At 61.5% G+C, this 14571-nt stretch carries 14 protein-coding genes; 10 read left to right on the forward strand and 4 right to left on the reverse strand.

The window, feature by feature from the left end:
* Positions 1 to 94: 94 nt before the first annotated feature.
* Positions 95 to 1078 (reverse strand): transcription initiation factor IIB, encoded by a 984-nt coding sequence (locus HBOR_RS10780; RefSeq protein WP_013440648.1) that lies wholly within the window; start codon positions 1076 to 1078, stop codon positions 95 to 97.
* A 173-nt stretch (positions 1079 to 1251) separates the two neighbouring features.
* Between HBOR_RS10780 and gatC the strand changes: the two genes are divergently transcribed.
* The 6 genes from gatC (at position 1252) to HBOR_RS10810 (ending at position 6787) form a co-directional block, all read left to right on the forward strand.
* The gene (gene gatC / locus HBOR_RS10785; RefSeq protein ID WP_006056748.1) at positions 1252 to 1530 is read left to right on the forward strand and encodes an Asp-tRNA(Asn)/Glu-tRNA(Gln) amidotransferase subunit GatC; all 279 of its coding nucleotides are present in this window, start codon (positions 1252 to 1254) and stop codon (positions 1528 to 1530) included.
* Positions 1531 to 2823: an Asp-tRNA(Asn)/Glu-tRNA(Gln) amidotransferase subunit GatA gene (gatA, locus tag HBOR_RS10790; protein WP_006056747.1), complete on the forward strand. Its 1293-nt coding sequence runs from the start codon at positions 1531 to 1533 to the stop codon at positions 2821 to 2823.
* A gap of 205 nt (positions 2824 to 3028) precedes the next feature.
* A complete protein-coding gene (locus tag HBOR_RS10795) occupies positions 3029 to 3529 on the forward strand; it encodes a BGTF surface domain-containing protein (protein ID WP_241432425.1) in 501 nt (166 codons plus the stop codon).
* 134 nt (positions 3530 to 3663) lie between these two features.
* The gene (locus HBOR_RS10800; RefSeq protein ID WP_006056745.1) at positions 3664 to 4344 is read left to right on the forward strand and encodes a potassium channel family protein; all 681 of its coding nucleotides are present in this window, start codon (positions 3664 to 3666) and stop codon (positions 4342 to 4344) included.
* A complete protein-coding gene (locus tag HBOR_RS10805; RefSeq protein WP_006056744.1) occupies positions 4344 to 6005 on the forward strand; it encodes a TrkH family potassium uptake protein in 1662 nt (553 codons plus the stop codon). The genes HBOR_RS10800 and HBOR_RS10805 overlap by 1 nt, the downstream gene beginning before the upstream one ends.
* 44 nt (positions 6006 to 6049) lie before the next feature.
* Entirely contained in the window at positions 6050 to 6787 is a 738-nt protein-coding gene (locus HBOR_RS10810) for a beta-ketoacyl-ACP reductase (RefSeq protein WP_006056743.1), read from the forward strand.
* A 25-nt stretch (positions 6788 to 6812) separates the two neighbouring features.
* Here HBOR_RS10810 and HBOR_RS10815 read toward each other — a convergent pair whose 3' ends face one another.
* On the reverse strand, positions 6813 to 8417 hold the full coding sequence (locus HBOR_RS10815) for a TrkH family potassium uptake protein (RefSeq protein WP_006056742.1): 1605 nt from the start codon (positions 8415 to 8417) through the stop codon (positions 6813 to 6815).
* 88 nt (positions 8418 to 8505) lie between these two features.
* Positions 8506 to 9843 (reverse strand): Trk system potassium transporter TrkA, encoded by a 1338-nt coding sequence (gene trkA, locus HBOR_RS10820; RefSeq protein ID WP_006056741.1) that lies wholly within the window; start codon positions 9841 to 9843, stop codon positions 8506 to 8508.
* 144 nt (positions 9844 to 9987) lie between these two features.
* On the opposite strand from trkA, the gene HBOR_RS10825 reads away from it, so the two are divergent.
* Entirely contained in the window at positions 9988 to 10749 is a 762-nt protein-coding gene (locus tag HBOR_RS10825; protein WP_006056740.1) for a geranylgeranylglyceryl/heptaprenylglyceryl phosphate synthase, read from the forward strand.
* A 16-nt stretch (positions 10750 to 10765) separates the two neighbouring features.
* Here HBOR_RS10825 and HBOR_RS10830 read toward each other — a convergent pair whose 3' ends face one another.
* Positions 10766 to 11299: a type II toxin-antitoxin system RatA family toxin gene (locus HBOR_RS10830; RefSeq protein WP_006056739.1), complete on the reverse strand. Its 534-nt coding sequence runs from the start codon at positions 11297 to 11299 to the stop codon at positions 10766 to 10768.
* A gap of 177 nt (positions 11300 to 11476) precedes the next feature.
* Here HBOR_RS10830 and HBOR_RS10835 point away from each other — a divergent pair, with 177 nt between their 5' ends.
* From HBOR_RS10835 to coaBC, 3 genes are all read left to right on the forward strand, one after another.
* On the forward strand, positions 11477 to 12400 hold the full coding sequence (locus HBOR_RS10835) for a DUF7551 domain-containing protein (RefSeq protein ID WP_013440649.1): 924 nt from the start codon (positions 11477 to 11479) through the stop codon (positions 12398 to 12400).
* Positions 12401 to 12501: 101 nt separating this feature from the next.
* On the forward strand, positions 12502 to 13314 hold the full coding sequence (locus HBOR_RS10840) for an FAD-dependent oxidoreductase (protein WP_006056737.1): 813 nt from the start codon (positions 12502 to 12504) through the stop codon (positions 13312 to 13314).
* An 82-nt stretch (positions 13315 to 13396) separates the two neighbouring features.
* On the forward strand, positions 13397 to 14548 hold the full coding sequence (gene coaBC / locus HBOR_RS10845; RefSeq protein ID WP_013440650.1) for a bifunctional phosphopantothenoylcysteine decarboxylase/phosphopantothenate--cysteine ligase CoaBC: 1152 nt from the start codon (positions 13397 to 13399) through the stop codon (positions 14546 to 14548).
* Positions 14549 to 14571: the final 23 nt, after the last annotated feature.

Below are 14571 nucleotides of genomic sequence, written 5' to 3' on the forward strand. Positions count from 1 at the left end.
CCAACCCCGGCTTTTGGTGTTTCTGTTCGGCTTCGAAAGCTGTACGAAGAGCTTCGAAACCCGCGCTAACGACCAACAAGAAGGCCGCTCCTCGTTACGTCATCAACTGCTCTTCGGCTTCGAGCAGTTCGTGATACCGGTTTCGGATGGTCACTTCCGAGATGTTAGCGACCTCGCTTACCTCACTCTGCGTCACCTTTTCGTTGGCGAGCAACGAGGCGGCGTAGATTGCGGCGGCCGCGAGACCGACGGGTGACTTCCCGGAGTGAATGCCTTGTTCTTTAGCCGTCCGCAGTAACTGCCGGGCGTGCCGTTCGGACTCGTCGTTCAGGCCGAGTTCGGAGGCGAACCGCGGAACGTACTGTTCGGGATCTGCCGGTTCGATTTCGAGATTCAGTTCGCGGACGACGTAGCGGTACGTCCGCGAAATCTCGTCTTTATCGACGCGAGAGACGGTCTCCAACTCGTCGAGCGAGCGGGGGGTACCGGCCTGTCGCGCCGCAGCGTAGAGTGCGGAGGTAGCGACGCCCTCGATGGAGCGTCCGGGGAGGAGGTCGTCATCCAGCGCACGGCGGTAGATGACCGAGGCCGTCTCGCGGACGTTCTCGGGGAGGCCGAGCGCCGAAGCCATCCGGTCGATTTCGCCGAGCGCCTGCTTTAGGTTCCGCTCTTTGGCATCGCGGGTGCGGAAGCGCTCGTTCCACGTCCGCAGTCGTTGCATCTTCTGACGTTGGGTCGACGACAGGGAGTTGCCGTAGGCGTCTTTGTTCTGCCAGCCGATGTTGGTCGAAAGTCCCCTATCGTGCATCATGTTCGTCGTCGGCGCACCGACGCGGGACTTCTGGTCTTTTTCCCTCGCGTCGAACGCGCGCCACTCCGGCCCGCGGTCGATTTCGTCTTCCTCGACGACGAGTCCACAGTCATCACACACTGTCTCGCCGTGTTCCGCATCCGTTGTGAGGTTCGAGGAGCCACACTCCGGGCAAAGTGTCTCCTCGTCGCCCGTTTTTTCAGCCTCTCGGTCACTCTCGCGCGCGCGTGCGCTCTCCATCTCCGAACTTCGGATGCGATCTGTCATTGTCGGTGCAGAGAATGGGCCGGAGTGTTCTCCAACTTACAACTACGGTCGGCACGATAATATATTTGACGGGAGATAGACAACGGAATCCGGCCGGAATCGTCTGGCTCTGTCATGGCTTCCTCTCCACCAACACCGAAACCCTTACTCCCGGCCCCCGGTTCGTGACGAACATGAGCGATACGCCCGTGGACGCCGAGGAGGTGCGTCACGTCGCGGAGTTGGCGCGGGTGAACCTCGACGAGGACGAAGTCGAGGAGTTTGCCGGCCAGTTCGCCGACATTCTCGACTACTTCGATGCACTCGATGAGGTTCCCGAAGTCGAGGCCGAACCGGATCTCGTGAACGTAATGCGTACCGACGAGGTACGCGACGGTCTCGACCAGGACGAAGCCCTGCAGAACGCCCCTGAAGCGGAAGACGGCTTCTTCAAAGGACCGCGGGTGTCGTAAATGGGTGCGAACATCTTCATCACCGAGGAGACCATCGACGGTGCCGACGACGGCCCGCTCGCAGGGAAGACCGTCGCGGTCAAGGACAATCTCAGCACTGACGGCCTCCGGACGACTTGTGGCTCTGCGATGCTGGACGAGTACGTCCCGCCGTACGACGCCACCGTGGTCGAACACCTGAAAGACGCCGGTGCCACCATCGTTGGCAAGACCAACATGGACGAGTTCGGAATGGGCGGAACGACCGAAACCTCGGCGTTCGGCCCGACGAAGAACCCCGTAGACGAAGAGCGCGTTCCCGGTGGGTCATCCGGTGGGTCCGCTGCCGCAGTCGCCGCGGGGAAGGCCGACCTCGCACTTGGCACGGACACCGGCGGATCGGTCCGGAACCCGGCCGCTTTCTGCGGTGTCGTCGGAATCAAGCCGACGTACGGTCTCGTGTCTCGCTACGGTCTCATCGCCTACGCGAACTCTCTCGAGCAGGTCGGCCCCATCGGTTCGACCGTCGAGGAGACGGCCGCTCTCTTGGATGTCATCGCCGGTGCGGACGAACACGATGCGACGACGCGCTTCGACCAGACGATGGACGCCCATCCCGCCGAGAATTCGGACTACGCCGCCGCCGCGGACGGCGACGTGGACGGGATGACTGTCGGCGTCATCACGGACCTGCTGGACGGCGCGGACGACCGCGTCGTGGAGACGTTCGAGGCTGCCGTTTCGGACCTCGAATCGCAGGGCGCAGCGGTTGTCGAGGTCAGCCTCGATTCCCTCGAACACGCGGTGCAAGCGTACTACGTCATCGCCATGTCCGAGGCGTCCTCGAACCTCGCGCGCTACGACGGTGTGCGTTACGGTCTCTCGACCGGCAAAGAGGGCAACTGGAACGACGTGTACGCCGACACCCGTGAGGAAGGGTTCGGCGCGGAGGTCAAACGACGAATCCTGCTTGGCACGTACGCCCTCTCAGCGGGCTACCACGACAAGTACTACAAGAAAGCACAGGACGCCCGCGCGTGGATCAAACAGGACTTCGACGAGGCGCTCGCCGAGGCGGACGTTCTCGCCACGCCGACGATGCCCGTCCTCCCGCCGAAACTCGGCGAGAGCCTCTCGGACCCGCTTCAACTCTACCTAATGGACGCCAACACGGTCCCGGTCAATCTCGCTAACCTTCCCGCGATCTCCGTTCCGGCAGGGGAGGCCGACGGCCTGCCGGTCGGTCTGCAGTTAATCGGGCCGAAGTTCGGGGAAGAGACGATGATTCGGGCGGCTTCCGCAGTCGAAAACTGAACGGCGGCTTTTTCCACCAGGGATTTGCGGGGTGAGCGAATCGAACCCCCGCAAAATGGATTGTATCCAGCAAACAGCCACGAGACACTTCACCGGTCTGTTTTCTCCGGCGTCATCTGGTGGGGAGAACGTGCAGCAGACGCTCAAAGCACGCTTTGAGTATCCAACATATTCTTTCTCGTCACGAGATAACCCCGAGGCGACTATGCCTGATTGGTCAGAGATACTGTCGAGTAGGTCTCTATTAGCCCTCCTTCTCATCGGCGGCTTGGTCGTCGGCACCACCGGTGTCGCGGCACAGGACGCGTCGGGGGAGCTAAAGAAGACCGACGGAAAGGTCGTCGTTGAGAGCGCGGAGAACCAGACTATCGCTGGAACCACGGACTTGGAGGCGGGAACGAACGTCACTGTCAGAGTAGCGTCGTCCGGCGACACACAACCACCGTTCCTGAAAACTGACACCGCCACTGTCGGTGAGGACGGCGGTTTCGAGGCCACGTTCGACTTCTCCGAACAGAACGCCAGTGACACGTTCGAAGTGACTGTCGATAGCGACTCCAGTTCCGGAATGGTTGCGGAAGCCGAGGGTGTCGTCCGCGCGCCCGAAGAGGACACGTCTTCCTCGATGCCCGGATTCAGCGTTGTTGTCGCCGTGTTCGCAATCGTCGCAGTCGGTGCGGTGGCTGTGCGCCGTCAGCAGTCCTAAACACACGACCTAAGCACTGAATCCGACGCTCTCGGCGTTGTCGGACTTTTTGGTGTTTCGATTGGGTTGGATGACACTCGGGACAGAACGGTACGTTTTCAACCGACCCGTTCGGACCCGAGAACAATTGCGCAATGTACATTATCATCGTCGGAGCCGGAAACATCGGCACGCCGCTCATCGAAATCGCCACGCGGGGCGGCAACGAAGTCGTCGTCATCGAACGCGATACAGAGAAGGCCGAGGAGGCCGCTTCGACGTTCGACTGTCTCGTCCTCAACGACGACGCGACGGAGAAACAGACGCTTTCTGACGCCGGTGCTGACCGCGCAGACGCCCTCATCTCTACGACGGACAAAGACGCGACGAACATCATGGTCTGTCTGCTCGCCAAAGAACTGCAGATTCCGAATATCGTCTCGGTCGTCCACAACCCCGAACACATGGGTATCTATCGCCGTATCGGCGTCAATACGATGGAGAACCCGCAGCGACTCATCGCAGAGTACCTCTACCGCGCTGTCAAGCGACCTTCGATTGTGGACTACATGCGCGTCGGTGACGAAGCCGAGGTGTTCGAAATCGCGGTTGACGAGAACGCCCCGCTCGCGGGCCAGACGATCCAAGAGGCCGCCTCGGAGGGCTATCTCGGCGCTGGCATGCTTATCGTCGCTATCGAACGCGACGGCACAGGCGACCCAATCACTCCCCGCGGGAATACCGTTATCGAAGCGGGCGATCTCCTCACTGTCTACTCCGCCGAAGGTGCCACGCCCGAGGTGACCGACGTCTTCGGCCACTACGAGGACCACTAATGGCTCCGTCGAGACGACCGACCGTCGCAGGGTGGCCCGCAGACGTGGCGATTATCGCCCGAGACGTGGGATCGCTTCTCGCGCTGGAGTCGGCGCTCATGACCGTCTCCGTCCTCGTTGCACTCGTCTTCCAAGAGTGGTACGTCGCCTTCGCCTTCTTTACCGCAGGCGGCGTGACGGCGGCGTTCGGACTCGGCGCGCGCGTCGCCTTCGAGGACGCTCCCGACCCGCGGATGAAGCACGGAATGATCATCGCCGCGGCCGGGTGGCTGATGACCGCCGTGTTCGGGTCTCTCCCGTTTCTGTTCACGGCGTACTTCCTCCCGCCCGAGGTCGCGGCGTCGTACGTCCCGGCGGGCGTAGACTACGCGACATCCAGCATCCAGTATTTCCGTAACCCCTTGCACGCCCTGTTCGAGAGCATGAGCGGGTGGACCGGCAGTGGGTTGACGATGGCCGTCAACGAACCATCGCTCCCGCGCGCCATTCAGTGGTGGCGCTCGCTCATCCAGTGGGTCGGCGGCGTGGGCGTCATCGTCCTCACCGTCTCCATCCTCGCCCGCCCCGGAAGCGGGAGTTACGCGCTCTATCGCTCGGAAGCGCGTGAGGAGAAGATTCACCCGAGCGTCGTCTCGACGGTGCGAACGGTGTGGAAGATTTTCGTCGGCTACACGCTCGTCTCCGTCACCGTCCTCTTCGTTGCGATCCGCCTTTCGGACTACGGGTCGTCGCTCCCGCTGTGGGAGGCCGGCTGGCAGGCGCTCAACCACGCGATGACGGGCCTCTCGACGGGAGGGTTCTCGGTCACGAACAACTCTATTACGACCTACGACTCGCCCCTCATCGAATTCGTCCTCCTCCCGGTGATGAGCCTCGGGGCTATCGCTTTCCCCGTCCACTACGTCGTCCTGCGCGACAGAGATTTCTCTGAACTTCTCGGGGACTTGCAGACGCAGTGGCTTCTCATCGCCTTCATCGTCGGTGTTGTCGTCCTCGGCATCCAGAACGTGGTGTCGATTCCGTTCACCACCAAGGCGTTCGAAGGTGGCGCCAACTGGCTGGGTATCGGCTCACTCATCAACCCGGTCGTCGCCGACGCTTTCCGGGACTCAACGTTCCAGTGGATTAGTGCGCTCTCGTGTACGGGCTTTCAGTCCGCACCGATTGGCAAGTGGTCGGCAGGCGGGAAACTCATCCTCTCGGGCGCGATGGTCATCGGCGGTGCGGCGGGGTCCACCGTCGGCGGCATCAAAATCATCCGCGCATACACGATCAGCCGCGGAATCGCGTGGCAGTTCCGTCGCGTGTTCCTGCCCGCAAATACCGTCGTCAGTATCCAGATGGACGGCCGCCGCTTGGATCGCACCGAGATGGAACGGGAGTTCAGCGAGGCGGCCATCGTCTCGTTGCTGTGGGTCATTCTGCTGGTCGTCTCCAGTCTACTTCTCGTTAACCTCGCCGGTCCGAACTTCACCTATGCGGACGCGCTGTTCGAGGTGGCCTCCGCACAGGGCAACGTCGGTCTCTCGACTGGTATCACCGGCCCGACGATGAACCCGCTTGCTGAGGGGATGTTCCTCCTGAACATGTGGGTCGGTCGGCTGGAGATCATCCCGATTCTCGTGTTCGCGCGGGCAATCCTGTACGGTCTGGAACCCTGATAGCTACTAGATTTCTTTACCCAATAGACCGTATTTGGAACGGTATGCGCCCCAAAACGTGCGTCGTCACCGGATCGTCGAACGGAATCGGTCGTGGAATCGCCGAACGGTTCGGCGAAGAGGGGTGTAATGTGGTGGTCAATTACCGATCCTCGAAGGAGGCGGCCGAAGAAGCCGTCGAGACGGTCGAAGCGTCAGGTGGATCGGCTATCGCGGTGCAGGCCGACGTGACCGACATCGAGCAGGTCGAGCAGATGCGCGAGGCGGCCCACGAGGCGTTCGGTCAGGTAGACGTGCTCGTGAACAATGCCGGAATCAACCAAGACGTACTGTTCAAGGAGATGTCCCACGAGGAATGGGACGTCGTTCTCGACGTCCACCTCGACGGAGCCTTCCACTGTACGCAGGTGTTCTACGACGACTTAGTGGACGCCGAGCAGGGGCGGCTCATCAACATCTCCAGCATCGTCGGAAAGGGCGGTAATTTCGGGCAGGCGAACTACGCGACGGCCAAGGCAGGCATCTTCGGATTCACGCGGACGCTCGCACTCGAACTCGCCCGCGAAGGCACGACCGCAAACTGCGTCGCACCCGGATTCATCTCGACTCGGATGGTCGAAGAACTCCCGGAGAAAGTCAAAGAGCGCATCCGAAACGACACGCCGCTCGGCCGACTCGGAACCGTCAAAGAAGTCGCAGAGGTTGTCGCCTTCCTCGCAAGCGACCGCTCGTCGTTCATCACCGGCGAGATCATCGACATCAACGGCGGAAAAGACTTATAAATCCGCTTTCGACACGCGGCCGTCTTCACCGCCGCCAGTACTCCGGTGTCAGGAGGACGAGAACGGGAAGAATCTCCAGTCGTCCGATCCACATCAAGACGACCATGAACAGTTTCCCCGCGTCGGAGAAGGCGAGGTAACTACCCATCGGGCCGACAGTTCCGAATCCCGGCCCGACGTTTCCGAGCGTCGCGGCGACAGCGGACATCGTTTCTAAGACCGAAAGCGACTGTCCGTACCGCGAGGCGTCTATGAAGAGCAGTCCGGAGGCGACGAAGAAGATGACCAAATAGAGCAAGGTAAAGGCGTAGATACCGCGAATCGCGCGTTCATCGAGCGCGCGGCCGCCGAGTCTGACGGGTCGAACGGCGTCGGGGTGTGCAGTGGTGAACAGTTCCCGGCGGATGGACTTCAGGATGACGTACCAGCGGACAATCTTCACGGCACCGCCAGTCGAACCCGCTGATCCGCCGATGAACATGGCGAACAGGAGGATGTACTGAGCGACTGGACTCCATGCGTTGAAGTCCATACTCGCGTACCCGGTCGTCGTCACGATGGAGACGACTTGGAACACCGCCTGCCGTACCGAAGGCTCGATCTGTCCGGCGATGTCACCGACGTACTGTCCGAGGTCCATCGCACTGAACGTCGATTGGGTGGGGACCGCCTGAACGAACCCCGCGCCCGTAAACAGGAGAACCGACAGGACGGCGGTAATCGTCGCGATCACACCGATATAAAAGCGGAACTCGGAGTCCTCGAAGATGTGTCGCGGATCGCCCGTGAGTGCGTGCCAAAAGAGTGCGAAGTTCGTCCCGGCGGCAACCATGAACGGGATGATGATCCACTGTGCCGCCGCGGAGAACGCTTCGATGCTCTTCGCTTCGGGTGAGAATCCGCCCGTCGGCATCGTCGTCAGGGCGTGCGCGACGGCGTTGTACAGCGTCATGTTCGGATCGATCTGGAGGACGCCTAGCCCGAACAGCAGCGTAGCTTCGAGGACGGTGAAACCGAGATACGCACCCCAAAGCGCGCGGGCCGTCTGTGCGATTCGCGGCGTCAGTTTCTCGATGCCAGGTCCGGGCGCTTCGGCGTCCATCAACTGCGCACCGCCGACGGAGAGTTCCGGAAGGATGGCGACGGCAAGGACGACGATACCCATCCCGCCCAGCCACTGGGTTAACTGTCGCCACATCATGATACCGCGAGTGTGCGTCTGGAACGAGATGTCACCGAGAACCGTCGCGCCGGTCGTCGTAAACCCGCTCATGCTCTCGAACAGGGCGTTTGCGGGATTGGCGAGCGTCGAATCCGGATGAATTGCCGGAACGACCGGTGGGAGACCGAGCGCCTCTACGAGGTACGGAATCGCGCCGACGACGGTGACAGCGAACCACGTCGCAGCAACCATGAGAAATCCCTCGCGGGCACGGATGTCCGGGTCCGGTTCCAGCCGTTCCAGTGCCGTGCCAAGAACGACAGTAACGGCAATCGTAACGACGAACGGAATCACCGTCTCGTCGTAGTAGAGGGCCACGAGAAGGGGAACAAACAACGGGACTGCGAGATATTTGAGGACAGTCCCGACGAGACTGAGACTCGCTCGATAATCGACACGTAGCTTCATCTGAGGGGTGTCTCCGTTCTCACGCGCCGTGGTGTATTACTTTACGGAACGAAACTCGGGTAGTGACGGTTAAATAACATTTCTGAGGTCACAGTTGGGGCGTCACATCGCCGGCGACGGAGGCGTCAACGAAGAGGACAACATGGTCGCCCACCTCAACGACGGTGTTCCCGCGCGGAGTGATGAACTCGCGGTTGCGGGTGATTGCACCGACGACAATGCCGTCGGGGAGTTCGGGAACGGACTCACGGATCTCCCGGCCTGCGAGGATACTGTCGTCGTCAACCTCGATTTCGAGCACTTCCGCCTTGTCAGACTCGATGAGTGCGATGTTCTCCGCGCCGCCTTCGCGTGTGAAGCGCGTTATCTCCTCTGCGACGACTTCGCGTGGGCTCACACCCACATCGACGCCGACGGCCTCGAACAGGTCAACGTACTCCGTGGTGTCGATGACGGCGACAGTGCGTTCGACGCCGAGCCGTGCGGCCAGGAGGGACACGAGAAGGTTCTTCTCGTCGGATTCGAGCGCCGCGACCACCAAGTCGGCGTCGCCGATGTGTTCGCGTTCGAGGAACTCCATGTCGGTCGCATCGGACTCCATCACCACCGTGTCTGGGAGTTGTTCAGCGAGTTTGCGCGCCCGCTCACCATCACGTTCGATGAGCCGCGGACGGAACCCGCGCTCCTCCAGTAGCCGAGCAACGTGATAGCCGACTTCGGAGCCGCCGACGATGACGACTTCCTCTGCGGTTCCCGGAGACTCGTCGGGTGCGACCGACCGCGCGAACTCTTGGACGCTTCGCGGAGTCCCGATGACGACGACGCGGTCGCCCGGTTGGATGACGGTCTGGCCGCGGGGAATCTCGACAGCCCCGTTACGGAGAACCGCAGCGAAGGTGAGGGCCTCGAACCGGTCGGCTTCGCGGATGGTGACGTTCGAGACGGGACTGTTCTCGGCCACCTGGAACTCCGCCATCTGTACCTGCCCGCCGGCGAACGGGTCCACGTCACGGGCCGCTGGCAGTCCGATGATACGGACGATGGACTCGGCGGCGAGGAGGTTCGTACACACCATAAAGTCGATTCCGAACGCTTTCTTCGAGCGTTGCCACGTCCGGAGATACTCGGTGTTCTTGACGCGGGCGATGGTGAACGCATCGCTGATCGCTTTGGCCGTCGAACAGACGACGATGTTCGTCTCGTCGTTGTCGGTCGAAGCGATGACCATGTCGGCATCGGCGATGCCTGCTTCCTCAAGCGTCGAAACGGCGGTCCCGTCGCCAGAGATCCCGAGTACGTCGAGCGAGTAGTTCATCTCCTCGACACGTTCTGGATCTCGGTCGATGACGACGACTTCGTGAGCGTCGTCGAGATCAGCCGCGATGCTCGACCCGACTTGTCCCGCGCCGACGATGACTACTCGCATCGGTGTCCCTCTCGGCGTACCATGCCTGTGAGCGATTGCGAGCGGACTGGTATTCTTCTTTCGACATCGGCCTCGCACGTTCAGCGAATGTGATGTGTTAGTACCAAAAAGGATATCAGCTGAGTTACAGCACCTCGTACTGTTATGGATCTCAACTGGGACCGTCTCTCGCATGTGACGAAAATCGACCCAGCTGAACACGTTCCGAACGACCTCGAACTTCTCGACGGGACTGACCTCGTTATCGTGGGCGGCTCGGACGGTGTAACTGCCGAGAACACGCTCGATGCAGTACAGAAAGTCAAATCACAGTTTCCGGATCTTCCGGTACTTCAAGAACCGTACCGCTCCTCACACGTCTCCTCGAAAACGGTCGATACGGTAGATTATCTCTCCGTCCCCGCCGTGTTCAACGGTGACGACGCCCACTTTGTCAGAAAACACGTCGAACTGTTCACTGAAGCTGCCAGCAAGCCCGACGAGGTCACCGGGTCGGGGCTGCCGGTCGTCGGAGACGCGATTTCCTCGAAGGCACGAGAGGCCGTGTCAGAACTCGCAACGAAGATCATCGGCGAAGGATACGTCATCCAAAACTGCGATTCGAAGGCGGCCGCCGTTTCCGGCGTCGAGACGCCGTACACCACAGAAGAGGTTGCCGGTGCGGCGCTTGCGGCCGAGTCGTTCTACGGATTCCCGATATTCTACATCGAGTACTCCGGGACGTACGGCGGGCCAACGGATGTTGCGGCCGCATCGCAGTATCTCGACGAGACGGTGCTTCTCTACGGTGGCGGCATCGAGACGCACGAACAGACAGCAGAGATACTGGATGCGGGTGCCGACGCCGTCGTCGTCGGTGATTGTTTTCACGACGACCCCGAGCAGTATCGGCAGACGATTCCGTGAGACGACAGCGTCCGTATCACACAGTCCGACGTTCGACGGTCAACTCGACGGAGCGGCGACGCCCCTCTAAGTCCTCGACGATGCGCTCGACAATTCGTTCGGCTTCCGTCTGAAGCGCCGGTTTCAACTTGTCGATCACCCACCCGAACGAGACGAACCGCGGGAGATTGATGGAGTCTTTGTCGGCCGAATCGGCGTCGTACGACACCTCGAAGAAGACGCGGCAGGCCGTCTCTGCGTCGTTCGGAGCGGCATCTGGCAGTGTGTCGAGTGCTTCAACGCGCCACCGTCCGTGAGCGTGAATGTCTTTGACGATTTGCCATTCGATGCGGTTCGGCGGCTCGAGTTCGGTTACCTCTGAGTGTGCTGTGTAGGTGAGCTTCCACCACGAGAAGTGCAGGGCGTACCGCGTGCCCGACCCGCCGTCGCCGCGTTGGGTGACATCTTGGAGGTGCTTCGAGTAGTTCGCATAGCGGGGGAAATCCACGAGGAAGTCGTACACGTCCTCGGTCGGGAGGTACACGACGGTGCTAACGACGATTTCGTCCACGAGACGCGGGTTCGGTGGCCGCAACCAAAGCCTTGTGGGGAACGCCCGAAGACGTGTTTTCTCATCTTGTGATCTGTTTGGAATTTATGATATAGCTACGTATTGATTCATTTCACCGCTGAAAACCGATATTATATCAGAAAGTACTTCTCGGTGACAGCAAACGGTCCAGTCGGAATGGTTGGAGGGACACTTCGGGAAATCCGTTCCCGAGTGCGGGGGTTGTCAGTGCCGACTGGGCCGTACGCTGTGATCTGTACCCGAACAGGACGCGAACCGATCCCCTTGACCGGGATGCGATTCGACTCCCGAGATGACGCAGAACATGCGGCAGACGCTGCGAAAGACTACCGTTCGGCACTCCGACGGTACGATCCACAAGTACTGCAGCACGAATCAGAGATACGAAACGTGGCCGATGCCGACGAAACACCGCGACTGTCAGCGACCCACGACAGAGCAGTCCGACTGCCTGCCGACGCCGACCCTCGGACGTACTATCTCTCGTTCTGCCACGACGTGTCCGGCGCAGTGTTCGAGGCTCTCACGGAGACGGGCTATCGGACCGTCGAATCCGCCGCGATGGAGACCTATCTGACGCTGGCGGAGGTCGTCACCGAACAGGACGACTTCTGTCTCACGTTGTTGTGGAGCGTGATGAGCGAACTCGACGTTCGACTCGACGCGTCTCGACAACGGCGTGTCGTCTCCGCCGCCGCATCGTTGCTCGCCGGGCCGAGCGATGGTGCGTTCCTCGCAGAACCGACGGTCGAATCCGCTCTCGAAGCGACGATGACGCGCCTCAACCGAGCGTCGTTCGTCGGCGAGTTCGACATCGCAGTGTGTTCCAGCGATGAGGCGTGGGAGGTGACGTTCGCCGGGTACTCTCTCGCCGAGCGAACCGGCCGACTGCCGACGCTTCCGGTAGCCGTCGATCTGATTCGCCGACTCCCGGACGATGTGGTCTCTTTCACCGAGGCGACACCGCTCGCAAACTCACGATGGCGAGTCCGCGTCGAGCGCGATAGCGAACCGACTGGACTCGTCAGCCTCGATGCCACGGACGAGAGCAGATTGAACGATACCGACTACCGGATCTAAGCGAACGCACCGACTACCGGGCCTAAGCGAACGCATCGGCTACTGTCTCTAACTCGCCCTAGACCGACGGACTCATCGTCAATAGTGCGGTACGGCCCGGTATGGAATTCCCCAACTCAACCGACGTACTCGTCGTTGGTGGCGGTGTCGCTGGACTCACCGCCGCGACGTTCACCGCCCGCGCCGGACTGGATACCCTCGTCGTCAACGACGGTGAGAGTATTCTGAACCGCAACGCGCACTTGGAGAATATTCCCGGCTTCCCCGCAGGAGTGAACGCACGTCTATTCGGAGACTTACTTGACGAGCAGGCGAGCCGAAACGATGTTACTCAACGCGAGGGGCGCGTCGTCTCTATCGAACGGACTGACGAGGCGAACGGTGCAGAGACAGAACACGATGCCGATGGGGAGGACGCGTGGTTCGTTGCGTCCGTCGAAACCGACGGGACGGTCGAGACGGTCCGAACTCGGTTCATCGTCGCCGCATCGTGGTCCGACGCGGACTACCTCGACGAACTCGATGTAACGATACGCGATGCCGGGAGCAAACGCTACGTAGACGTAGACGAATGCGGCCGAACCAGCGTCGAAGGCGTCTACGCCGCCGGACGACTCACTGAGAAGTACCATCAGGCCGTCGTCGCCGCCGGTCACGGTGCAGAGGTCGCCCTGACCCTCATCCACGACAGCGACGTGGCGTACTACCACGATTGGGTCACGCCGGAGGGCTATTTCACCGACCGGGAGCGCGAGGTCCCACCGGGATGCGAGGAGATCGACGCCGAGGAGCGTTCACGCCGGGAACAGGAGTCCCGCGAAGTCATGCGCGAGTACTTCGCTGATCCACATCCCGAACCACAACGAACCCATCCGAGCCTCGTAGACGACGAATTAGGCCGGTTGGACGAGTAGGCTCTAACTGTCGGAAACGGCTGACTGCGGGTGACCCCGGACACCGGACACTTTTACTCCGCAGGCTACGAAGCGCCCGACGATGTTAGAAGGCGTGAACGTGGCGCTGGGCGTTTCGGGAAGTATCGCCGCGGTGAAGGTGGTCGAACTCGCCCACGAACTCCGGCGGCAAGGGGCGAACGTCCGCGGCGTGATGACCGAGAGCGCACAGGGAATCATCCACCCGTGGGCCGTCGAGTTCGCCACCGAGAACGACGTTGTGACTGAAATCACGGGCCGCGTCGAACACGTCGAACTCTGCGGCCGAGACGGGTGGGCTGACGTTCTTCTCCTCGCGCCCGCGACGGCGAACACCGTCGGGAAAATAGCGGGCGCAGTGGACGACACGCCGGTAACGACGTGTGCGACGACGGCCCTCGGCGCGGACGTGCCGGTCGTCGTTGCACCCGCGATGCACGAACCGATGTACGACCACCCCGGCGTCTTAGACGCCATCGACCGCGTGGAGTCCTGGGGCGTCCAGTTTGTGGATCCGCGAATCGAGGAGGGGAAGGCCAAGATCGCCACCGAAGAGGCTATCGTCACCGATGTTGCCCGCGCGACGACCGAGCAGACGCTGGCAGGCAGACACGTCGTGGTCACTGCTGGCGCGACATCGGAATCGATAGATCCCATCCGCGTCCTGACGAATCGGTCGTCGGGGCGGACGGGGCGGGAAGTCGCCCGCGCCTGCTATGTCCGCGGTGCGGACGTGACTCTCGTCCACGACGGCGACGACGTTCCCTACGCCGATGTGGTGCCGGTAGAGACGAGTGCTGAGATGCTCGATGCCGTCCTCAGCGTCGCCGCGAACGCGGACGCCCTCGTCTCGGCCGCGGCCATCTCGGATTACACCGTCGAAACTGCCGCCGAGAAACTCCGCTCGGGCGAACCGCGCACGCTCGAACTCGAACCGACGCCGAAACTCATCGACAGCGTGCGCGAGGAGTATCCGGATCTCGCTATCGTCGGGTTCAAAGCCGAAACGTCGGGCGACGAGGCGATGGTTGCCGCCGCGCGGAAGATTCTCGACAGAGCGAACCTCTCCTTTGTCGTCGCGAACGATGCCTCGGTGATGGGACAGGCAGAGACGCGAACGCTGTTCGTCCGACCCGAAGGGATGGCGGAGTTCGCCGGGTCGAAAGACGCGCTCGGCGGACGCATCGCAGCAGAGTTAGCCGCGGAACTGCGATAGGTCGCCGCGGAACTGCGACAACT

This window comes from Halogeometricum borinquense DSM 11551 (assembly GCF_000172995.2).
GTDB classification, from domain to species: Archaea; Halobacteriota; Halobacteria; order Halobacteriales; family Haloferacaceae; genus Halogeometricum; species Halogeometricum borinquense.